20 protein-coding genes are annotated in these 21,258 nt (G+C 61.3%); 8 read left to right on the top strand and 12 right to left on the bottom strand.

Going from position 1 to position 21,258, the window contains the following annotated elements; all coding sequences use genetic code 11:
- The first annotated feature begins 476 nt into the window (after positions 1-476).
- Genes AC0L2R_RS27785 through AC0L2R_RS27795 form a run of 3 tightly spaced genes read left to right on the top strand, consistent with a single transcriptional unit; the run spans position 477 to position 3,305 of the window.
- The gene (locus AC0L2R_RS27785; RefSeq protein ID WP_473512710.1) at positions 477-956 is read left to right on the top strand and encodes a DUF6932 family protein; all 480 of its coding nucleotides are present in this window, start codon (positions 477-479) and stop codon (positions 954-956) included.
- Positions 953-2,230: a helix-turn-helix domain-containing protein gene (locus AC0L2R_RS27790; protein ID WP_473512711.1), complete on the top strand. Its 1,278-nt coding sequence runs from the start codon at positions 953-955 to the stop codon at positions 2,228-2,230. Before AC0L2R_RS27785 ends, AC0L2R_RS27790 begins: the two co-directional genes overlap by 4 nt.
- Positions 2,217-3,305: a beta family protein gene (locus tag AC0L2R_RS27795; protein WP_473512712.1), complete on the top strand. Its 1,089-nt coding sequence runs from the start codon at positions 2,217-2,219 to the stop codon at positions 3,303-3,305. Before AC0L2R_RS27790 ends, AC0L2R_RS27795 begins: the two co-directional genes overlap by 14 nt.
- Here the strand turns inward: AC0L2R_RS27795 and AC0L2R_RS27800 are convergent.
- The 3 genes from AC0L2R_RS27800 to AC0L2R_RS27810 form a co-directional block, all read right to left on the bottom strand.
- Positions 3,247-3,864: a sce7726 family protein gene (locus AC0L2R_RS27800; RefSeq protein ID WP_473512713.1), complete on the bottom strand. Its 618-nt coding sequence runs from the start codon at positions 3,862-3,864 to the stop codon at positions 3,247-3,249. The genes AC0L2R_RS27795 and AC0L2R_RS27800 overlap by 59 nt on opposite strands.
- A 322-nt stretch (positions 3,865-4,186) precedes the next feature.
- The gene (locus tag AC0L2R_RS27805) at positions 4,187-6,550 is read right to left on the bottom strand and encodes a relaxase/mobilization nuclease domain-containing protein (protein ID WP_473512714.1); all 2,364 of its coding nucleotides are present in this window, start codon (positions 6,548-6,550) and stop codon (positions 4,187-4,189) included.
- The gene (locus tag AC0L2R_RS27810) at positions 6,547-6,927 is read right to left on the bottom strand and encodes a hypothetical protein (protein ID WP_473512715.1); all 381 of its coding nucleotides are present in this window, start codon (positions 6,925-6,927) and stop codon (positions 6,547-6,549) included. The genes AC0L2R_RS27805 and AC0L2R_RS27810 overlap by 4 nt, the downstream gene beginning before the upstream one ends.
- Positions 6,928-7,360: 433 nt before the next feature.
- On the opposite strand from AC0L2R_RS27810, the gene AC0L2R_RS27815 reads away from it, so the two are divergent.
- The 4 genes from AC0L2R_RS27815 to AC0L2R_RS27830 all read left to right on the top strand — a co-directional run bounded on the left by AC0L2R_RS27815 (position 7,361) and on the right by AC0L2R_RS27830 (position 9,189).
- Positions 7,361-8,047, top strand: coding sequence for a ParA family protein (locus AC0L2R_RS27815; protein WP_352722731.1), 687 nt, complete (start codon positions 7,361-7,363; stop codon positions 8,045-8,047).
- Between the two features lie 4 nt (positions 8,048-8,051).
- Entirely contained in the window at positions 8,052-8,375 is a 324-nt protein-coding gene (locus AC0L2R_RS27820) for a hypothetical protein (RefSeq protein WP_352722730.1), read from the top strand.
- A 42-nt stretch (positions 8,376-8,417) separates the two neighbouring features.
- Positions 8,418-8,696, top strand: coding sequence for an HU family DNA-binding protein (locus AC0L2R_RS27825; protein ID WP_473512716.1), 279 nt, complete (start codon positions 8,418-8,420; stop codon positions 8,694-8,696).
- A gap of 214 nt (positions 8,697-8,910) precedes the next feature.
- Positions 8,911-9,189 (top strand): WGR domain-containing protein, encoded by a 279-nt coding sequence (locus AC0L2R_RS27830; RefSeq protein ID WP_352786935.1) that lies wholly within the window; start codon positions 8,911-8,913, stop codon positions 9,187-9,189.
- A 20-nt stretch (positions 9,190-9,209) separates the two neighbouring features.
- On the opposite strand, the gene AC0L2R_RS27835 is transcribed toward AC0L2R_RS27830, so the two are convergent.
- From AC0L2R_RS27835 to AC0L2R_RS27850, 4 genes are all read right to left on the bottom strand, one after another.
- Positions 9,210-9,521 (bottom strand): DUF736 domain-containing protein, encoded by a 312-nt coding sequence (locus AC0L2R_RS27835; RefSeq protein WP_352631226.1) that lies wholly within the window; start codon positions 9,519-9,521, stop codon positions 9,210-9,212.
- 811 nt (positions 9,522-10,332) lie between these two features.
- Positions 10,333-11,262 (bottom strand): ArdC family protein, encoded by a 930-nt coding sequence (locus tag AC0L2R_RS27840; protein ID WP_473512717.1) that lies wholly within the window; start codon positions 11,260-11,262, stop codon positions 10,333-10,335.
- Positions 11,263-11,505: 243 nt separating this feature from the next.
- On the bottom strand, positions 11,506-11,691 hold the full coding sequence (locus tag AC0L2R_RS27845) for a hypothetical protein (protein WP_473512718.1): 186 nt from the start codon (positions 11,689-11,691) through the stop codon (positions 11,506-11,508).
- A 528-nt stretch (positions 11,692-12,219) separates the two neighbouring features.
- Positions 12,220-13,560: an anti-phage deoxyguanosine triphosphatase gene (locus AC0L2R_RS27850; RefSeq protein ID WP_473512719.1), complete on the bottom strand. Its 1,341-nt coding sequence runs from the start codon at positions 13,558-13,560 to the stop codon at positions 12,220-12,222.
- A 384-nt stretch (positions 13,561-13,944) separates the two neighbouring features.
- Here AC0L2R_RS27850 and AC0L2R_RS27855 point away from each other — a divergent pair, with 384 nt between their 5' ends.
- Positions 13,945-15,999 carry a DEAD/DEAH box helicase gene (locus tag AC0L2R_RS27855; protein WP_473512720.1) on the top strand — a complete coding sequence of 685 codons (2,055 nt, stop codon included), beginning with the start codon at positions 13,945-13,947 and terminating at the stop codon, positions 15,997-15,999.
- 527 nt (positions 16,000-16,526) lie between these two features.
- Here AC0L2R_RS27855 and AC0L2R_RS27860 read toward each other — a convergent pair.
- The 5 genes from AC0L2R_RS27860 to AC0L2R_RS27880 form a co-directional block, all read right to left on the bottom strand.
- Entirely contained in the window at positions 16,527-17,114 is a 588-nt protein-coding gene (locus AC0L2R_RS27860; RefSeq protein WP_352631238.1) for a hypothetical protein, read from the bottom strand.
- Between the two features lie 464 nt (positions 17,115-17,578).
- A complete protein-coding gene (locus AC0L2R_RS27865) occupies positions 17,579-17,914 on the bottom strand; it encodes a hypothetical protein (protein WP_473512721.1) in 336 nt (111 codons plus the stop codon).
- The gene (locus AC0L2R_RS27870; protein ID WP_473512723.1) at positions 17,911-18,798 is read right to left on the bottom strand and encodes a DUF7007 domain-containing protein; all 888 of its coding nucleotides are present in this window, start codon (positions 18,796-18,798) and stop codon (positions 17,911-17,913) included. Before AC0L2R_RS27870 ends, AC0L2R_RS27865 begins: the two co-directional genes overlap by 4 nt.
- Positions 18,795-19,271, bottom strand: a complete 477-nt coding sequence (locus AC0L2R_RS27875) for a hypothetical protein (RefSeq protein ID WP_473512724.1) — start codon at positions 19,269-19,271, stop codon at positions 18,795-18,797. Before AC0L2R_RS27875 ends, AC0L2R_RS27870 begins: the two co-directional genes overlap by 4 nt.
- A gap of 87 nt (positions 19,272-19,358) precedes the next feature.
- Entirely contained in the window at positions 19,359-21,041 is a 1,683-nt protein-coding gene (locus AC0L2R_RS27880) for a ParB N-terminal domain-containing protein (protein ID WP_473512725.1), read from the bottom strand.
- Positions 21,042-21,258: the final 217 nt, after the last annotated feature.

Raw genomic sequence — 21,258 nt, forward strand, 5'->3', positions numbered from 1 at the left:
CAGCCAGGCTTCGCGAGCTATGCCGAGCCACCACCGCGCGATGGCCGCGTCTATAAGACCTTTTGTGGGACCTGAACTGAGGTTCGTTGCGAAGAGATGCGTTGTATGACGAAAGGGAGCGCTCGATCGCGCGAGCGACGTTCCGGCTAGCATTCCAAGCGTTGCGCTCCGGCATCGCAGGATCGTGCTGGAAATGTCCCATCGTGCTTCTCCTTCGGGGCACCATTGGCAGGAAGGGAAGCGAAAGGGGACTAGCCGACAGCTACGGGGCCGCAGGCGGACGGGCGGCTTGGTGGCGGCGAGGAGCGACAGTGGACATTTGGCGCGTGCCAGGTTGCGAAGGCATTGCCGCCGGTTCAACGAGGGATCTTCCTTCTGGCGTTCCATCTGGGCTCCCAAGCTGAATCCGGCGTCGAGCGGACGCCCAAGCCCTCCCACGCTTGCTTTTTAGCGCTTACAACATTATTGTTGTAAGCATGATTCCTGCCCTCATCCCATTGCCCGGCTATCCGTGGACCGTTCTACCCTCTGGGGCGCACGTGGCAAGTTTGGAAGATGTGGCGGCTGCTTTCGCAACAAATGCCTGGCGGCGTGAGCTTTTCGACGGTCTCGTTCTCGCCTCTGGCAAGCTGCGATTGGCTGGATGTCCGGCGATCTATCTCGACGGCAGCTATGTGACCGGCAAGCCGAGGCCCGGCGACTTCGATGCATGCTGGGACCCTACCGGGGTCGATCCGGCCAAGCTTGATCCCGTGTTCTTGGAATTTGCGAACGGTCGGGCAGCGCAGAAAGCGGCATTCAAGGGCGAGTTCTTTCCGTCCTCGATGATGTGCGTGGATGTCGGGCAGGCATTCGTCGATTTTTTCCAACTGGATCGTTTTACAGGAAAACAGAAAGGGATCGTCTCCATTCCGCTTTCAGCCGATCCGCTTCTCTCCGGGAAGGTGCAGCCATGATTTACAGCGACAAACAGTATGGCGTATCGAGCGCGCAACTAGCGAAGTTGCAAGATGCGCTTGCTGCTTCAAAGGCGCGCGCATCGGATAAGACATGGCTTAAGCAGGCGGAGATCGATGGGCTCAAGAGTCAGATCGCCGATATCGAGGCCGAGCTTGCCGAATACGATCTGCTGAAATCCGGCCAGGTCTCGTTCTCGAAATCCTATGCGCTAGAAGAATTGCCGCGCGTACTGGTGCAGGCGCGAATCGCCTCCAGCATGAGTCAGACGGACCTCGCCGAAAAACTTGGCATGAAGCCGCAACAGGTGCAGCGCTACGAGGCGACTGACTACATGGGCGCAAGCCTTGGTCGGCTGATCGAGATTTCGAAGGCGCTCGGTGTGAAGGCGTCAGGAAGTTTTGAGGGACCGAAGCAGGCGGGCGGATCGGTGTTCGCGTGGCGCAATGCCGACGATATCGTCTGGGGTCAGCTTCCCTACAAGGAGATGATCAAACGCAAGTGGTTTGATCTGCCGCGCAGCGCAAACCCGATCGAGCGCGTGAAGGAATATTTCCTGCACGCGGCCGGACCGCAATTTGCTACGGCTTTTCATCGCAAGAAGATGCGCAGCGGGAACGTGCCGAACGAATACGCCCTGCTCGCGTGGCAGGCGCGCATTCTGGAGCGGGCGCGTGGCAAAATCGAAGCCGGTGAGGTTGGCATCTTCGAACTGGATGACCGGTGGCTGCCGGAACTGGTACGTCTTACCAATCGTAAAGACGGGCCCAAGCGTGCCCGCGATCTGTTGGCCGAGAAAGGCATCGTTCTCATTGTCGAGCGTCACCTTCCGGGGTCGTATCTCGACGGCGCGGCAATGCTCGCCGAGGGTGAGACACCGGTCGTAGGCCTTACGCTGCGCTATGACCGGCTGGATAATTTCTGGTTCGTGCTGATGCACGAACTGGGCCACGTCTTTCTGCATCTCTTCGACGGTCTGCGCTTTGACTTCTTCGATGAGGAAGGCGGCAATGACGGCGATGCGATCGAGGCGGAGGCCGATAAATTTGCGCTCGACGCACTGATACCGGAAGCATTGTGGGATCAGTGTCTGTCCCGCTTCGCCCTGTCGGAAGAGGCGGTGAAGATCGACGCGGAGGCGATCGGCATCGATCCGAGCATCATTGCAGGGCGCATCAGGAAGGAGCGCGGCAACTACACCATCCTGAATGATCTGGTTGGTCAGGGTCGGGTGAGTTCGCAGCTTGAGGAGGCGAACGATGATCTTGACTAGGGACATGTATGTTCCGGCACTACGGTGGCGAAAGGCTGAATCTCTGGCTTTGTTGCGTTTGAACGCAAAAGCCAAAGAACGGGTTATTCCCTTCATCACTATCCCGCAGCGCGAGTTCGATTTCGATTCCGGGGAGCCGAAAAGGACCATCCATGAGCACGTCCACCCTTTTGTCACCCGCTATGAAAAGAAGTGGGGCGGTAGACCGGCGTGGATCGGTGTCCATCCCGGGATTGCCGATGGCGTGATGAATGACGGCCGTGACGTTATTACCTACGTGTTCGACGGCTTGCGGACTCTAGACCACAAGATCATGCCCTCTATCCGGCTCGATGCCAAAAGTAGGCTTATAGATTCTGTTGCAGCTATCGTCAGGCGAGACGGGCAAGGCGTCGCCATTGCCGTCCGACTTGAAGACCTGATGAAGAAAGATGCATTTTCCCGTGTTGTTGCAATGTTTACATCGCTTGGGGTCAATGAAGACGAAGTCGATCTCATCGTTGATCTCGGGGAGCCAAACTTTAGGCCTTACGAAATATTCTCAATCGCGCTGATCGCCGCCTTGCGCCGGCTGGGAGATCTCAATCGGTTTCGCAACTTTGTACTCGTGGGAACCGCAATTCCGGAAACGTTCAAGGACATTGGTAAAGGGCATAATGTGCTGCCGCGTCACGACTGGTTATTTTTCCAGACGCTTCTCACAAAATTGCCGTCGGGCATGAGGCGACCGAACTACGGAGACTATACGGTAGTCCACCCGAGTTTTTCACCTATAGATATGCGTAAGATAAAATCGTCTGGTAAACTTATTTATACGACAAGCGGGTCTTGGTGGGTGCGTAAAGGTGGCGCATTTCGAGGCAATGAAGTACAGATGCACGAGCACTGTAGGGTATTAGTGGACGAATCTGGCGTATTCAAAGGGAGTGACTATAGCTACGGGGATAACTATATTGCCAAGTGCGCCGTCAAGGAAGCTCATCCGAGTGATCTTACGCGATGGAAGAACGTGGCAATCAATCATCACATGATGCAAGTGCTGGACGATCTCTCCACGTCTGGCGCTGCGCCATGAAGGCGCGGATGGAAGCGGTGATCTCGCGAAGGGTCATAGCTTCACATAGCATCTCGTAAAGCTGCTTTCTCGGCCGGCGAAGGTCTTTCGGCGCATATCCAGCCTGGTCCAGGAGTTCGATGACTTCATCACGCCAGAGCAGATGCGCCATCATGACCGGATCGATCTCGGGATTGGCGGCGGCATTTCGCAACACTTGGAAGTTGATGCCGCCTCTTGGTCCCTGCTCGGCCGCGATCACGCCGCACCATTCGGGAGCGTGACTCATGATGCCTGCGACATGCTTCGGCGCGGCGACGAGTGTGAGCTTTTGTAGCGTCTGGCGGTAGATATCGATCTGGGTCGCGAACCGGTCGAGGTTGTCCTTGGCGCTCTTGATTTCATAGCCGTGGATACAGCCGTTGATGACGGCCACGTCGATGCGGCTCCGCGCGTGCGCGAGGCCAAGTTCGTCGATCACGAGCGTATTGGGATGAGATCTGGCGCGTCGCAATCGCTTGGCGTGTAGCGCAGACCGAATGTCAGCGTCTGTCGTTCCCAACTTCGTCATGGCCGGCATCGTTATCCCCCAGCTTACCTTCTGCCGGATGTTCTGCTCCAAGCCAAGGTGGCATTCTGACTCACCTGACATTTCTCAATCGTGTCACCGGCGATGTCCGCTTCTGGTCGTCGGAAAGCCGGCTGGCACGACCGACTTCAGGCGCACAGCAGTCGTTCATCAGGTGTGACAAGAACGACTGGAACGGTGAAGGTTTTTCGATGCGGGCCGCGGCGCGGGGTTCGGGCTGGGATCGACATCGGCCCGCGTTGGAAAACCTCCCATCAGGGAAGGTCCGTAGGGAGGTCGTCTCCCGTCGTTTGGAAACCCGCCACCCCGCCGCTCAACGCTCCCGGTCATCGTCCAAAGAGCGCTGCGTGTTGCGGTTTTGCCGTTCGACACAGTCGGCCTGGTGCTCGGCTTTCTTTCCCGCTACGACGCTCGGCGCGGCATTTTTGTCGGGCTGCCGTGGATTCTGCTCGTTCGCGCGGTCCTGTGTCTTGGCCTGTTGCTCTTTTTCGCGAAGAGAGCGGCCTTCGTCGCGTTCTGTGTCAGTGGCCCCGGTTCCGCCAGTAGCCGCCTGCACCCGCACATCGTTCAGCCGTTCGTTCAAGAGACCGTTCATTTCCTCGCGTATGCCTGCGAGCTCCTGCTTGTGCTCCTTCTTCGCCAAGGAGCCGTCGATCCGGTCGAAAGCCTTGTTCACATCCGCGATCTTGCGGCGAAGTTCCAGCGGCGACAATTCCATGCTCACGATCTCCTGTATGCGATTGGTCAGGTTAATTAGAGTATCAACTTTTTCGACTGACGGCGATAGCGATGTCCCCTCCCCGCCTGACGCCGGCGCCGCGCGAAGTTCAGACCTCTGACCGGCCGCGATCTCGACGATCGCAGCCGAAAACGCCGCGACGCCTGCGTCCGCTTGCGAGCCGGGCATGGCCTCGTGCGTCATAGTGGCGGTCAGCCGCCAGCCACGCGAGATCCCTGCCCCATAGGCAGCGATGGTCTTTGCCTCAAAAACTGCCTGGCGCTTCGCTTCGACGCGCTCAGCGATCGTCGGCGAAACAGCGTAACGCGTGTTCCGTTTCGATCGTTCGTACGCGCCTGCCTGGCGCATGTTGAAAGGCCGCGAAGCGGCAAAGTCCATGCGGCTGGTCGCCACTATGGCAATCCCCTCCTCGCGGGCTTTTTCGGCGTAGGCCGCGCGCCAGTCGTAAAGGTCCGCCTTGCTGAAATGCAGCTGCCGGCCGCTTTCCGAGCGCGCAAGGATCATCGCGTGAACATGGACGTGCCCGGTCTCCGGATGATGCGCGATCGCCCATTTGTGGTCGGGAATCTTTTCGGCAAGCACGTTCTCGGCCGCGCGCAGCAACGCACGCGCATCTGTGCCGGCTCTGGCCGAAAAGACGACGTGATAAACGTTGCGTGGCTCCACCGTCTTGAAATCCGTTTTCCACGACGCATAGAGGGTTTGCGCGGCCTTGTCCGCACGCTGGCCGGCCGGCATCTCGTCGCCATCGGATTTGATCACGCCTGCATTGCTCCGAATGAATTTCTGCAAAAAATATTGGCCGCCTCTTTCGGTCGAAACGGCCGCTTTGATCTCGGCTTTGCCGGCCACGCCAGCGTCGTTCAGCCGGACCGTGATCCCGTCGTCTGCGCGCTGCAAGGCCCATCCCCTGCCGTTTTCGTGGTCAAGTTTCTGCAACGCTTTTGCCAGTGCTGCCGCTTTCATGTCCGTGTAGGCGTAGACCTTCACGGTGCTGCCGGCGCGCGCATAGACGAAGGGCTTGCTGCCGAACGCGGCATTCAACGCATCGTGCAGATCATCCCGGCCGGGATCGCCGGAGAGCTCGACGTCGACCTCGATGAAATTCGTGTTCTGGAACGGCTCGCGAAAGTCTTCCTGCCACTCTTCTAGAAGCGCCCGCCGCTGCTCGCGGGTCTCGACGCTGAGCCCTGAGCTCGTGAAAACCTTGATATCGTGTTTCTTGCCGTCCTCATCGGGCCTGGTGCCGAGATATTCGAGCAAGGCGCGGGCAGCACCCTTCGTCCCGGCCGTCGAAATGACCTTGAACACCGCCGGCTGCGCGCCGGCCGCAATTGCGGCACGCGCCGCAATCGCCTGCGCATGGCTTGGCCCGCGCGTGGTCTTTGCAACAGCGGTCGGAACCGGGCGGCCGCCACCGCCACCGCCACCCCCTCCACGTCGCCGTCTTTCATCCTCGTCATTGGCGACCGCAAGTGCTGCGACTTTGGTGAAAACGGCGATCGGGTCATTTTGCCCCGAAAACGGCCGTAGAGCGGCGGTGATGGTTGCCGTGTCCTTCGGGCCGGCAACTGCTGCCGCCGCTACGAGCGGCGCTGCCGGCGCGTTTGGCGTCGAAATTCCGGTGGCAGCGAATTTCACGGCTCTAGGCGCGGCCGTTGTCGCGTGGGCTGCAACAGCTGGCCGCCGCGTGGACGAAACTTTTGCGCTGCCATTCCCTATCCCCGCGGCACGCCCGGCCGACCGCGTCGCCGCAGCATTATCGGTGCTCGGTTCCGCCGCCGGCGAGCCCCAGGCCGCCACAGTAGCGGCATAGGCCCGTCGCCGGATCTCCTCTGCCTCCGACAGGTCGTCCGTTATCCCTGCCTCGACGGCCGGCGCGTTGTCCCCAAGCATCTCGTCGATGCTGAGCGCCAGCTCGGTGAAATACCCGCTCATGGATCGGGGCTCCGTCGTGCTCGGGCTGGCCGCGCCATTTCCGCAAGCCGCTTGTTCATCGGCTGCATCATTCCGACAAGCGCCGCGAGGCTCTTGGCGAGCGCTGGTTCGTAGCCGACACGGCCGGCATTCATGGCGCGAACGGCCTGATTTAGGTTGCCGCCGATCTTGCGCAGCTGCTCCTGAAGTCCCTCGATCGCGGATCGATCGACATCGGCCACCGGCAGATACAACCCCGTTTCGGCACGCAAAAGACGGCGGATGACCTCGGATTCCGGTACGCCTTCGCGCTCGCTGACGGCGGCGAGCGCCGCCTTTTCGTCGGCACTGACGCGGAATCGGACAACCTTTCCGTAGCTGGCGGTTCCACGCGGCATGGCCTTGTTTTTCCCCTATGTTTTCCGACCTAAGCCCGCTTGCCGGGCGCGCAAAAGGGATTTGTTCCACAAATCTCGCTATCCTGCCAAAGAAGAAATAACTTAAACATAGGGGAAAAACAAGATCGTAACACTGCCGCCCTCAGTGCCAATCATTGTTCAACCAGTACGTTGCTGCGCATGTAGCAATTATAATTGACGGATGCTTTAGCGCTATAGCGGTATTATTCTATGCCGTTAAAGCGGCGTATCAACACGCCATCACAATGGCACAGCGTCACGACGGCACAACGCTGCAATTTATGGCGGCGTAACGTCATGCCGCCACGGCTCTGCAGCGGCATAAATTAAAGTATCAAATTGCTTGAAAGTTGCACCGCCGCAACGTTATAAATCAGAACGCTATAGCGCTTTCAGCGAAGGACGGAGCCTGATGATCATCACCGTTGCCGTGGCAAAAGGCGGCGTTGGAAAATCCACGCTCGTGCGTGCCCTGGCCAGTGTCGCCACGCACCAAGGCCACAGTGTTTTCGTCATTGACGCCGACGAGCGAAAGAATATCGACCGCTGGTCCATGCTGCTCGACCGCTTCGGCAACAAGCCCGACAATCTGGAGATCGTGGCGGTCACGACGCCCACCGAAATCCTCGCTCTCGCCCAGGAACGGGACAGGCAAGGCAAGCTGGTCATCATCGACACCGAAGGCAAGACCAATGACGAACTGACCGCTGCGCTTTTTGCCGCCGACATCGCCGTGGTGCCGGTGCATCTTGCCATGGACGACATCACCGCCGCTCATCAGCTTGTAAACGGTCACATTCCCCTGGTCGCCGAAAACCGCGGCTTTGCCCTGCCGGTGATGTATGTGTTCACGAACAACACCGTCATCGACAAGCGGGCAAGGGCGCTTGCCGACTTGCGGGAGATCATCCAGCAAAACGGCACACGGATTGCCAGTGAGGAAATGCCGTATCGCATTGCTTACAAGGACATGCAGACCGGCGCGACGCTCTACACAGGCAGCAGGGTGGACCCGAAGGCGATAGCCGAATCCGAGGCGATATTTGCCGAGATTGTCCAGTATGTGATTGAGGCCAACCGGTCGGCAGCAGCGGAGTGAGCAGATGGACGACAACGCCAAAAAGGTCACTCTGTTGAGCGTCATGCAGCCGGCCCCGGCTGTGCTTCCCAAGCTCAATCGCCCGAAGCTGGAGCTGAGCGGCACGGAAATCCGCAAGGTAAAGGAAGCGGGCGAAAAACGTGATCCTGTCGCTGGGAGATCGCTCCGGGAGGACAAAAAAGAGCCGACGACCGTCTATATCGCAGCTAAAGACAAGCGGCGGCTGCGCTTGCTCGCCGCTTCGGAAGGCAGGCGGGTGAATGATTACTACGTTGAAGCAGTCAATGATTTTCTGGACAAGCATGCCGACCGCCTGCCGAAACTGTGACCGCGTTTCGCGCTGTAGGTGAGGATGATGCAACAGAGGATCATGACGACGACAACCGAAATGGCTAACAAGATTGCCGCGGAGCAGAGCCTGAGCAAGGCGCAGGCCAAGGCAATCGTGGAAAGCGTGTTTAAGGAGATCTCGGACGCCGCCCGATCGGGGGCGGAAACCAGCATACCGCGCTTCGGCAGGTTCAAGGTCAAGGACACGCCGGCGGGTGAGGGTCGCAACCCGTCGACCGGCGCCACGATCAAAATCGCCGCCTCGAGAAAGCTCACCTTCGCGCCGGCGAAGGCGGTGAAGGATGCGTTGAACGGCTGACCGCTCTCGCGGCTCGTTTCCGGTGGTCCGAGATCGTCGAGAAATCGAAGGCCCGGTTCGCGAACTGCACCGATTGGCGGGAGCCGATGTTGTCAACCTCGGCGCCTCGGGGCGTGTGCCGGTCCAACGACCCATCACGAGAATGAATCGATCCGGGTCCAGCGATTCAAAGCTGTCATTGGACGGCGGACTCCGCCTGCGCGATCCTGTTGGCATGGTTGCGCAACGCTATCGCCTCTATATCGAACGCATGGACGCGAGCCGGAATATGGCCCGGTTCTACGCCATGTCGCTCGATGAGACGCTGTTCGGTCAGACATGCCTGATCCGCCGTTGGGGACGGATCGGGACGCGCGGACGGATGGTCCAGCATTCCTTCGACAGCGAGGGTGAGGCAGTCGGCCTGTTCCTGCAATTGCTGCGCACCAAGCGGCAGCGCGGCTATCGGCCGAGGATTGCCGCTCGACACGCAGAAGCGGCCCCGTCTGGTTGACGGGGCCGCTGCGGAGCCGATCAGTCACGGTTCGGGCGGGACCAGATGAGCTGGAGGCCTTCCTGTCCGTCCACCTCGATCAGGGTGGCGTAGATCGGGGCCGGGAAGCTCGGATCGTCCAGCTTTACCGAAAGGTAATCGCGCTCGGTTTCCTTGGCGGTCTTCTGCCAGGCGGCGCCCAGTTCCACGGCGCCCGAGTAGATGCGGAAGTGCGGGCCCTTGTCGGAGGGATTGTCGACCCGCTCGATGCGCGCCTTGACGTTGAGGTTGAGGGTCTTGATTGTGCCGGTGAAGCCGTTGGCGGAGGTGGTGAAGGTGCCGATGGTGGCCATGGTGATGTTCCTTTCCTTGTGTTTCGGGCCGCGCCCTTCGCGGCCTCGATGGCAGTCGACAGACCGGAGACGATCGGACCGCACCCGCCAGGGCCGGAATGCAATGGAGGGCGGCCGGAAGCGGCTTTCTTGGTCCGCGAGGAAAGGCGGCGAAGCCGGCAGGGGAAGAAAGTTGCGGATGGCCGTTGCGGGAGAACGATCGAGGCGCAGCCGGTTTCCGGTCAGACATGCCTCATCGAGCCGCAGAGGGGTTGGCCAGGTGCAAGGTGCTGAAGGACCGAGCTGGCCCACGTGTCGGAGTTCGGCATTGATGGTATCGCTGGTGCGAAAGCATGCCGCCGTAACCGGTGTCGGCATGGGCCGTTGCGGGTAACGGGCTCCCTCGATGAAGGTCGGGTAGCTCTATCACCGATGACCGTGGCAGTGATCGGCCAGGTCCGGGAGTACCGCGAGATCGCGTCGCCGAACACTGTTGTCGACCTGGCGCCCTTGATTGTCCACGCGCCTCGCATGCCGGTCTCCACGATATGGCGGCAAGGTCCCCTCGCATCTCCTGATGCCACGCATTCCAAGACCAGATCCGGTCACGGACCATCAAGCAGAAGAGGACGCTTCCGAAAGGAAATGCTGGCTCAGTTCGAACAGAAGCATGTGTCAGACGCCGCACATGCCCTCGCATTCGTTCATCCGATCGAGCTGACCGTGATCTGCCAGCGTTGACAAATCTGCCTGATCGAGCGGCACGGCCGAGCGATGCAGATAATCGGGGAAGGTCCGTGACCCTCCCCGCCGACGATCGGTGCGTGGAACATCATGCGGCCTCGCGTGCTTCGGAGGCCGCCGGCTGAAGGCCGTGCAGGAAAGCGACGGCGCGCTGCGCCTGGGCAGCGGCCGAGAAGATCGCTCGCTTGTCTTCGGCGAGCACCTTGAGCCACGAATCCAGGTACCTCGCATGATCGGGCCGGGGCTCGAGCTCCGGTGCGATGCCGAGATCGGCGCAAAGGAAACAGCTTCCAAGTTCGGCGATCAGCTCCTCGCGCGCACGCTCGCTGCGATCCTTGGCGTAGCGGCTGAGATCGCGGTCTACGCGATGCGGTGCCGACGTCCAATGCGTGGCTTCATGACTCAGGGTCGCCACATATGACGCAGCGTCGCGGAAGGTCTGGAACGGCGGCATCTGGATGTGGTCGGTCGCCGGCGAGAAGTAGGCGCGGTCGCCGCCATGCCGGATCACCGCACCGGTATTGGCGAAGAACCGGTCGGCATGCTCGATGCGCGCGATCGGATCGCGCACGGGTTCTGCCTTCTGCCCGTAGTAATGGTCCGGCAGGCCATCGATCTGCGCGATGTTGAAAACGGAGTAGGCCTTGAGGAACGGAATCTCGCGATCGAATTCCTCACCAGCAGCGTCGGTCTCCGTCCTGGTGAAGCGGCTGGCGAAGACAACCATCGAGCCGGTCTCGCCCTTGCGAACCGCGCCGCCGAGCTCGAGGGCCTGCTTGAACGTCATCCAGATCGGGATGGCGTAGCCACGCGCGATGGTCTCGGACCACAGCAGCAGCACGTTCATGCCGCTGTAGGGCAGGCCGTTATGGCGTAGCGGCCGCGTAACGCGGCCGATGGCGTTGGTGGAATGCCACGGCTGCATCCAGGGGCGGACGCCCTTCTCCAACTCCGCGACGATGTGATCGGTGATGCGCGCATAGATGTCGATGCGCGGCGCTTTCTCTTTCCTGCTCATTTTCATGAACCTCCAGTTCTGGAGGCCGCGCCGATCGCGGCCCCGTCACGGGGTCCGCTTGGGCGGAGCAGGATGGCGGGCCGCGCACCTGCAAGGCCGGAGCGGAGCGGAGGACGGCGAAGCCGTTGCGCTGACCGACCGGCTCCGCCAGGACCGCGGGGCAGGACGGGACCGCGACCGGGCGAACGAAATGGAAAAGGCGGCGCTGGGCGCCGCCTCGATGCGGTCTGGAGAAAGGTCGGTTCAATGAACCGACCGGCCGCCACTGTAGGGATCGTATTCGAACAGGATTTCGACGTCGGCGTCGTCGAGCTCGTCGGCGGGCAGGACGCCGTATTCGTCGTCGACCTGGAAGAGGACCACCGTGGCCATGAGGGTGCGGGCGAGGTGCCAGGCGACCTTCTGGGCGAGAGTGAGATCGTGCGACATCTGAGGGCTCCATCTTGGAGCGGGCCAATTCCCGCTCGATGGCTCCGTCAGTGTGCGGCGGCGGTCGCGATCACCGCGCAGGCTTCAGCCAAGCGGCCGCAGCTTGCTAGCGGACCCCTTGCGGGTTGATCGTGGAAGATCCGCCGCCGCACCAGGAAAGCCATTACGAGAGCGGGATTGGGTGCGCTAAGTCCCTGGAGCCTAAGTCGGCGTTCCGATTCGCTTGAGGTGCCGTCACCGCGGTGAAGAGGATTTGTCCGAGGTGATCAGGGTGGAAGCGATGCCGCTGCGCGCGTGATGAGGTGATTTGCGCCAGAAAGGGTCGTAGCCCGTAGGCAATGGCAAATACGGGGCCGGAAGCGGAACGGCAGGTTAACTGCTCGGAACCTCCTTAAGCGGACCTGGCGACATTCGAGCCATCTGATAGACCCTCAGAGTTAATGGCCAACGATAGCGATGTAGTTCGTGAATACAACAAATTGCACAGTGGCGTATTCCCTGCCGTGCGACAACGTCACCGCGCGTCGGCTAAAGTCTATCGAATACGGAGCCCATCCTAGGGCTGAACAGTCGGTCATAGGTCCTCAGCAAATACCCATCCGTCATGCCGGCGACATAGTCACAGATGTGACGCAAGGGATCGGAAGCCTCCTTATATCGTTCAAAAACGTCGGCTGGCAGAAATTTCTCCGGGTCCGAACGCATCACCTCAAAGACAGCGATGACCATCATCTGGCCTTTGAACTCGAGGTGCTGAACGCTTGGGCTGTAGATGACTTCCTCCCGTACGAGGTCCTTGATCGCCACCACAAATGCCATCACCGGCGCCGGGAGCACGGCTTGATATTTAATCCGCGGTTCGGCGAACTCCGCTTTCTCGCGAATATCGACGGAAGGGATCACCATATTCAGAACGCGATTGATCTGATGTTTCCGCTCGTTCCCGTCGCCAAAGAGCCGGTTAGCAAACCCTGCATAGACGTCATTACCGTATTGGCCTGGGTATTCCGAATTGAGATAGTCCAACAGCGCGGTGCAATGCTGAGGCGTCACGTGCTTCTCGAAATCGACCCGCGAAATAAGCTGCATCGCCAGCACATCTTCGAGATCGTGAATACCGAAGCTGATGTCGTCTGCCAGATCCATCAGAGTGCATGCAAACGATTTATGCCGGGCTTCTTGATGCTTACCCGGCACCTCGTTGAACGCTTGGAACTCCTCTCGATCGGCCGGCGCGAGCGGCTCGAGAAGCCAGTCGACGACACCCTGTTCGCAATCGAGGTAGCATTTCGGTGGTTTCGACGCCTTTCGATCGAGGATTGGCGTACCACTTGTATCTTCCAGGAGCTTCGGTCTCTTGCTTGGGCTTGCGGCTTCCTTGTACGCCACGGGATATTTGAGCACGCCGAGCATCGTTTCGCGCGTGAGGTTGGAGCCAGCCGCTTTCGACATCTTCTCAAGCTTCGAGAGGATGCGAAGCGTCTGCCCGTTACCCTCAAAGCCGCCGGCATCGCGCATGCAATAGTTTAGCGCGACCTCACCGCCATGGCCGAATGGCGGATGGCCGAGATCGTGCGTGCAGGCGATCGCCTGCATCATGCTTCGCTCGGGCAGGTAATGGATTGCATTGTGGCTAGGCAGGTTGTGCCGGAGTTGGATCGTCAGCCCGACAGCTATCTGCGCTACCTCGAGCGAGTGCGTGAGACGTGTTCTGTAAAAGTCGCTGTCGCCCAGATTCAAGATCTGGGTTTTGCCTTGGAGGCGCCGAAATGAAGCTGAGTGGATGACGCGCGCATAATCGACATCGCCTGGCGTGCGCGCGTCGAATGATCGTTGTTGCCATGCCTCGCGGCGATCTGCCCACACCATCGCCGCTCCCTGCAAACGACACAACTAAGATGACCCGTTCAGCTGGCCTTTAACCTCGAACTCACCGGGTAGACCAAGATCAAGACATTAAAGGTGGTGTCAAAGGCTTCTGCAAGGCACTCATGGGCATGGCCGTTGCGATCGGCGACCGAGACAGGTGTCGCCCGTCTCACTTTGCGTCCGATGGAAAGCACTTAATATGGTTGATGTGCCCGTTTCCGTGCATCTTCTTTGGAACAGGCAGGCCTGCATCCATCCCGACGATGTTGGGACACGAACATTCAACCGCACGTTCTAAGGCCACGAACTTGCGAGGCGCCCAGCGGTAATCTTAGCTTCTAAATGAGCTGTTGACATTTGCATAAGGTTGCATGATGTTGCGGCATGATGCAGAATGATCGGCCTGATTTTCTATCGCTTGCGGATGCCGCCGATTATGTCGGTGTCTCAAAGGATACTCTTCGACGTTGGGATGCCGCCGAGAAGCTGAAACCCGTAAGGCGGCCGGGCAGCGGCTACCGCTTTTATCGACGGGCTGACCTCGAACCATTTCGTCTCGAATATAAGCGCGCCGAGCAAGCGGTTTCGGATGATGAACATCTTTTTCAAACTCTGACTGCCGACATCGAGGCGAACGTCTTGGTACGCGAGCCGCAGCAGGGCGCACATAAGGCAGTTCGCACCCACTTCGCGGCATCGAATGAGCCTGTGATACTCCAGATACCGGTCGGTTGCGGAAAGACGGGTGTCATCGCCACGTTGCCCTTTGGCATTGCCCAAGGACGGGCGCTCGTCATCACCCCGAATCTGACGATCAGGAAAGGCGTCGCAGAAGCGCTGGACATCACGAACCCCAAAAACTTCTGGCGGCGCGCCGCCGTGCTGCACGATTTCTCAGCTGGTCCATTCCGGGCTGTTTTGGACGGTGTCGACGCCAACCTTCACGATTGCAATGACAGCCAATTTGTCGTCACAAATATTCATCAGCTCGCCAGTTCGGCCGACAGGTGGTTGCCGCAGTTCCCGCCGAATTATTTCGATATTATCATGGTGGACGAAGGCCACCACAATGTTGCAGCAAGCTGGACCAAGGTCTTCGAGAAATTTCCGAATGCCAAGGTCGTCAGCCTCACAGCGACGCCGTTCCGCGGCGATGGCACACGTCCGCTCGGCAAGGTAATCTATCGCTATCCCTACACCAGGGCGATGGTGAAGGGATACATTAAGCAGATTCATTCGCGCAACGTCGCACCTTCCGAACTATATTTCACCTACAGGGACGATACACGTCGCCATACCTTGGAAGAAGTGATGACACTCCGGGAAAACGCTTGGTTCCGCCGGGGCGTTGCGCTTGCGCCGGAATGCAACGCCCACATCGTCGACGCGAGCATTAAGTACCTCCGGGAACTACGCGAGCGCACCGGCTTCAGGCACCAGATTATAGCGGTAGCCTGCTCCGTCGATCACGCCCGCCAAGTGCGCTCCCTGTACGAAGAGCGCGGGCTGAAAGCGCAGGAAATTTATGGCGAGATGGCCGACGAGCTAAAGGACCGGGTGATCGAAAACCTCCGTGGTGGGAGGCTCGATTGCATCGTGCAGGTGCAGATGCTGGGGGAGGGCTTCGACCATCCCCCGCTTAGCGTCGCCGCGATCTTCCGACCCTTCGCCAGTCTCTCTCCCTACATCCAATTCGTCGGCCGCGTGATGCGTGTCGTGCATGAGGCGAAGCCGGAACACCAGGACAACAACGCTTATGTCGTCTCTCACGTCGGGTTGAACACCGATGCGCATTGGGACGACTTCCGTGAGATTGACTTCGATGACCAGGCCCTCATCAGAAAATGGCTGCAGGGTCAGGACGAGGAGCCGGAAGGGGACGGCAGCGGTGAACCGCGTCGCTTTGACGTTGGCATGTTGGTCGACAGCGAGATCATTGGATCGTTCATCAACCGCTCGTTTCTCGATCCCGAAGACGACCGCGTTCTTGAAGAAATGCTCAACCACGAAATTGGAGGCGGGATTCGGCTCCGCGACCTTATCAAGAAAGAAGTGCTGCGCGAAACCTTGCGGAATAAACAACAAGACCGCGCCGATTTGGCCGAGGTCACGAGCCTGCCAGTGCAGCCGCAAAGCCGGCGCGTTCAAGCCCGCAGGCGGCTTTCGCAGCGCACGAATTCCGTCGTTGCCCGCATCCTGAAGGACCTTGGATATACGATCGCAGGCCGTGAAGTCGGTAAGGCTATCAAGACGGTCGCTGGCCGAGACAACCGGGCAGCAGTCGTCAGCCTCTTGCACACCGCAGTCAACGAGCATCTGGGCATCGCCTCGGGTAGCCGGAAAGAGCCCGGCGCCGACGACAATGAGGATGCACTGGCGGCTCTGGACATGCTCGGCGATCAGGTTCGGGACGCCATTCGAAAGGAGCTCGGGTCATAATGCCCAAGGTTAGAGATATCCTTATTCATGTATCCGTCGAAGAGGCGCAACGACAACGAAAATGTCGGCGTAACACCAGTCACACAATTGCAAAGGGTGAGATGTGCCTTGTCGTCAAAACAAATCCAACAAACGATGATTATAGTTATAGCTTGGTTCCGGCTAAAGAGATGCTCGACACAGCATGGGCTAAGCTAACGATCATTTACGCAAGTTTGGGAATCGCGCCGCCATCATAAGGTGATCACCTGATAATCACCGGTAGGGGAAAATGAACCATGCAACAGACAATGATACGCGCCCTTGATCAAGAACTGCAGGCCCCGACAAGCGGCCGAGTATAGCCTGCGCGAAGATCGTTTCCTTGTGCCGCCGCGCATTAATGTCCACTTTCGAGAAACGGTTGGGTTGACTTGAACGGCAGAAACTAGGCGCGAAGCCGCCCTTCGCACATTGTGGACCCGTTCCGATTTTATGGTCTCTTTGGGTATGAAGAAGCGGGCGGAGCCGAGGCTCCGCCCAAGGCTTTATCCTAAGGCCGCCATCTGCAGCTCGGCGGCCTTGCGGTCGATGGACTGGCCCGGAATCTCCACGGGACGCTCGAAGGGCTTCCAGGCCTCGCCGACAACGTGCTCGTAGGCGGTGACGGCGCCCTCGGCGGCCATGCGAAGTGCGTGGGCCTGGAGGGCCATGTCGGCCGCGAACTCGCGCTTGCGCTGGGCGGCGCTGTCGAAGCCGACCGGACCACCGACATCCTCGTCCCGGTCGTCGCAGGCGGCCTTGGCCGTCGCGTCACGGGCCTCGGTCACTGCCCGGCTGTAGAACTGGCCGGCGCCGTGGGCGGAACCCACAAACGCCCCGACGATGCGCTGCAGGTGGATCTGCATGGCGCGTTCGCCAAGTCCCTCGTCGAGTGCCGCGGCTGTGTCGACGATGAGCTTTTCGTGCAGGTCGCGGATGCCGTCGCTGTCGAGGACCGGGAGGCCGAAGCTCTCGGCGATGAGGGAGCATTGTGCGGCGTCGGGGCACGCGAGCCGCACCATCTGCAGGGTGGTGCCTTTGCGGAGCGGAACGACACGGGCGCTCGGGCGGGAAGTGGCAGTTTTCTTGGTCATGGCATGTCCTTTCTTCAGGTTCCCGAAGCTCGGACCGGCCTCGTGCCGGCCCTCCCTCGGGCGCGGTCTGACAAGAACCGGCGGAATGACGGGCGTTTCAGGGTCCGGGCGGACCGAGGCGAGCATGGAAGGTTTGCGGCCCAGCAGGGCTTCTTCAGCCCTCGCGCGGGACGCGGGCCTGCCATGTCGAGACCGGTTCGATCCGGCCGCCCCGCGGCGCGGAACGCGGCCTTGAAGCGACCGGCCGCCGGTTCAGGACCGCAGGAAGCCCGAGGGAGGACCGGCACGGGCCTCGATTTCGACATGGGAGCCGAAGGACAGGCGGTCATGACCATCTGCCAATTCGTGGGTCTCGATCCTGCAGGATTGCTGCCGCGACCACCATTGCCACGATGGTCGCTCGCGTGCTTGTCGCATCCGGCATCATCGGCAGCGTTGGCCATGTCGGCCGAACAGCGGCACGGCTAGACCTGCTCGCTCGTTTCGGCGGCTTCGGCGTGCCGGTCGAGGAACCTGGCCATCGCCTGCTCCTGCCGCGCGAGCTTGCGCGACAGGGCGTCGAGTTCCGGCTGGCGCTCAGTGGTTAGAGCTGCGAACTGGGACCGATAGCGCTCGAGGAACGCGCCAGAATCGGGCGCCTTGCCCCGACGATAGTGTGTCCGGCGTGGAAGCAGGCCCGGGATCAGCGCGGTCATGCGGCGTGTGATCTGCCGGTCGATCATGTCCAGTTGACGCTGCGTTTGTCGGCGCGCCTCCTCCATGCGGGAGAGCTGGCGGCGTAGCTCGGGCGCGAGGGTCATGGCGACCCCCTCCCCCGCCAGCCGACGAAACGAGACGGTCCGGCATAGACGGCATGCCGGTCCGGATCGATGACGAAGCCGAAGCGGCCGATATCGTACTCGTCGGCAGGGACGAGAAAGCGGCGCTCCTCGGTGCCGGTGCCGCATTTACCGCCGGGCGTGGCGACGCACTCGACGAACCCTTTCTGCTCCTCCGAGGTGATCGCTGAAACGACGATCCAGTCAGCGGCGTGCTCGGCCTCGAACGCACGCTGGTCCTTCTTGCGGGACTCGCCCGGGGCGAGGATGGTGCCGAAGATTGCTTCCCACGCGTCGGGCCAGGAATCCTTGATGGTCTGCTCGGCGTAGCGGCGCTCGAGCGCGGTGAAGAGGTTCGGGAAGGTGATGGCAACGATCGCCCAACACTCGTCCTCTTCGTACCATCCGCCAGCGGCGCGGAGCATCGAATGGACCTTGCGGTTCCGCTCGGCCGAGAGCTTGAAGCCACCGTGACCAGCGGTCGAGTGCGACGTGACGCCTTCGGCATAAACCGTGCCGCCCTGCGACGGCCCCCAGGGCGTGTGCGCGCCACCGGGAATGTCGCGGCGGCCGAGCGCCCGCTTTTCCAGGTAGTTCTGGGCCTGCTCGAGCACTTTCGCCCGAAAGGCGTTCTCGTCGGCGAGGTCACCGCCATGGCCGTAGAAGTCCGAGCGGTTCCATTCCGCCATCGGCCGGGCGATACGCCAGCCGCTGGCGAGATAGTGTCTCCCGTCGCGGCCGGGCGCCATGGCATAGGCGTTCTGACCGACAAGGGCGACCGGCATGCCGTCGGCGCTGTGCCCGAACGAAGCCCCGGTCGCATCCGGGGCTTCGGGTGAATCTGAGGTTTGAAGTGCCTGGCTCATGCCGCTGCCCTCCCCTCGACGGCATCGGCGGCGGCCTCATCGGCCGTGACCTCCTCGAACACAGCGTTCGGATAGCCGTGCTGCGACAACCATTGCTCGGCGGCGGCGCGATGCGGCGCGAGATGAACCAGCTCGGCATAGTCGCCGGACCGATCAAAGACCCGCACCGAACCGACAGACGGGCGCTCGATGATGGTGAAGTGCAGGCTGGAGCCCACCGAGAACGTCCGGTGGACGCGAATGGCGATGACGCCGCCGGCGCCGTAGTCGGCTTCGTGCAGGGTGAAGCTCGCGTATGGGACGAGCGTGCCGATGTCGCGGCCGCTCTGTTTGCGGATGAGCCGTCCCTGGCTGTTGCTGTTCGTCCAGGCGTCGAGTTTCCTGCGGTGCCGCTCCGGCGGCCGCGGCGTTCCGTCGGACCAGGCGACAATGGCGCCGATGGCTGCGTGTTCGAAGATCGTGTGTGCGGACATGTTGTCCTCCTGTTCGGGAAGGTGGAAACGAAACCGCCGCCGGGCGAACCCGGCGGCGGAAGAGCGATCGAGAAAGGGAGGAGAGGTTTACTCGGCGGCCTCGCGGTAGCCCTCCTCGAAGTCGTCGCCCTTGAGCGCCTGGTCCTCGCCGGCGACGCCCTCCGCGTCAGTGTCGTCGTCCTCGACCTCGGTGACGGCATTCCTGGCCAGCCACTCGGCAAGGCCGGCCCCGTCAGCCGCGAACAGGGCCGCGGGGTGGACGAAGTGGCCCGCCTTGAAGTGCTCGACGAGCGCGGCGCGGGTGTCCTTCACCCGCGCCCGCGGCAGCACCGGCGTATCGCTGCACGAGGTTTCGAGCGCCGGCCGCGACAGGCAGGAGAGAAAGTCCTCCGTGCCCATATTGGCGAGGAAGCCGTCGGCGCCGATCGCACTGCCGGCGACGATCGACACGATGCCGGACTTGCTGATGTTTTCCCGGCACGAGAGCACGTCGATCAGCACGCCGCGCGCCGCGATGCGCAGCGTATCGGTGTCGAAGGCGAACTTGCCCTCGGCATCGAACAATACAGCGGCATGGCGGCCGAAGCGGCCACCGTAGCGGAAATCGCCGCCGGCCCCGGAATCGACACGGACGTTCTGGCCGGCGAAGGCGAGTACGAGCAACGCGAGCAGCGTGTCGTCCTCGATGGGCGCGCGCGACAGCGCCTCATGCAGGGCATCGGTGCGCAGGTCGCCGATCATCTCGATGCCCTTGCGCGTGACGTCGGGACGGGGCTTGGAGACAACGATCGCCTCGTCGTCGCTGCCGGCGTCTTCCGCGCTCTTGCCCTTGGCCTTCTTCGTCTCGGGCATGCGGAAGTGAAGCGACTTCACCTTGCCCTCGCGATCGAGATACATCGCGGTGTGGTCCGACTTCTTGGGCGTGCCGTAGACGCGTTCGGCCTTGGGCGGCAGCTTCACCTCGCCCCAGCTGTTGGTCTCGGCGATGACGCCCTTCTTGGGAAGGTGCTGCGTCATCCATTCCTGCTGGGCGCCGAGGAAGGCCTCCACATCAGTGGTGTAGCGGCTGTCCTGGTCGGCCGGCGCGAACAGGTCCTCGACCCAGGCGATGCCGTAGGCCTGAGCGAGATCGTCGCCGAAGCTGGCATCGCGCGCATACATGCGGGTCTTGGCCAGGCCGTTGGCGACGGCCCACCACGAGACCTGGGGATCGCCTTTGGTCGGCTTGTGTGCCCTCCAGACCTCCTTCTGCGCCTCGAGCGAGGCGGCCGCGATGGTGCGGAGCTGGCGCTCGTCGGGCATGTCGCCCTTGGCCATATGATCCAGCATCGCCGGCAGCACATTGGCGAGCAGCCTCAGCTTCTTGATCTGGCGCACCGACTGCGCGAGCGCGATGCCAATCGCCTCCTCGGTCCAGCCGAGCGCCACGAGACGCTCGATGGCCCGCCACTGGTCGACGGGGTTGAGCTGCTCATGCGCGATCGTCGTGACCAGCGAACGCATGGCGCCGCCATCCTCGGCGCGGGGAACGACCAGAACGGCGACTTCCTCGAGGCCGGCGGCAATCGCCTGCTTGACGCGACGGTGGCCCTCGTCGATGACGAAGCCGTTGCCGCCACCCGTTTCGGCGGCGACGATGGGCGGCTGCACGATGCCAACAGCCTTGATCGTCGCCAGCAGCAGGGCGTCGGCCTGCGGGCTGGACTTGGAACGGCGCGCTTTGTCGGGATTGTCCTTGAGCGAGCGCGGATCAACGAATTTCAGTTCCATGGGAATACTCCTTGGAGGGTTGCGGACGCGGCCTTTTCGCCGGTCCTTTCTCGTCTTCTTTCCGAAGACATCCCCCGGCCCGCAGAGCGGGTGGGCCGGTGCAATTGCGCCCGAGCATTCCTGCCCGGCGAGCCAAGCGGGGCTTCCAGCCCTGCGCAGGATGACGGGCCGGGACTGCGACGGGAGCGATTGAGCGTCAGCGTCGGCGGAACGCGCG

The organism is Mesorhizobium sp. WSM4820 (assembly GCF_055811075.1).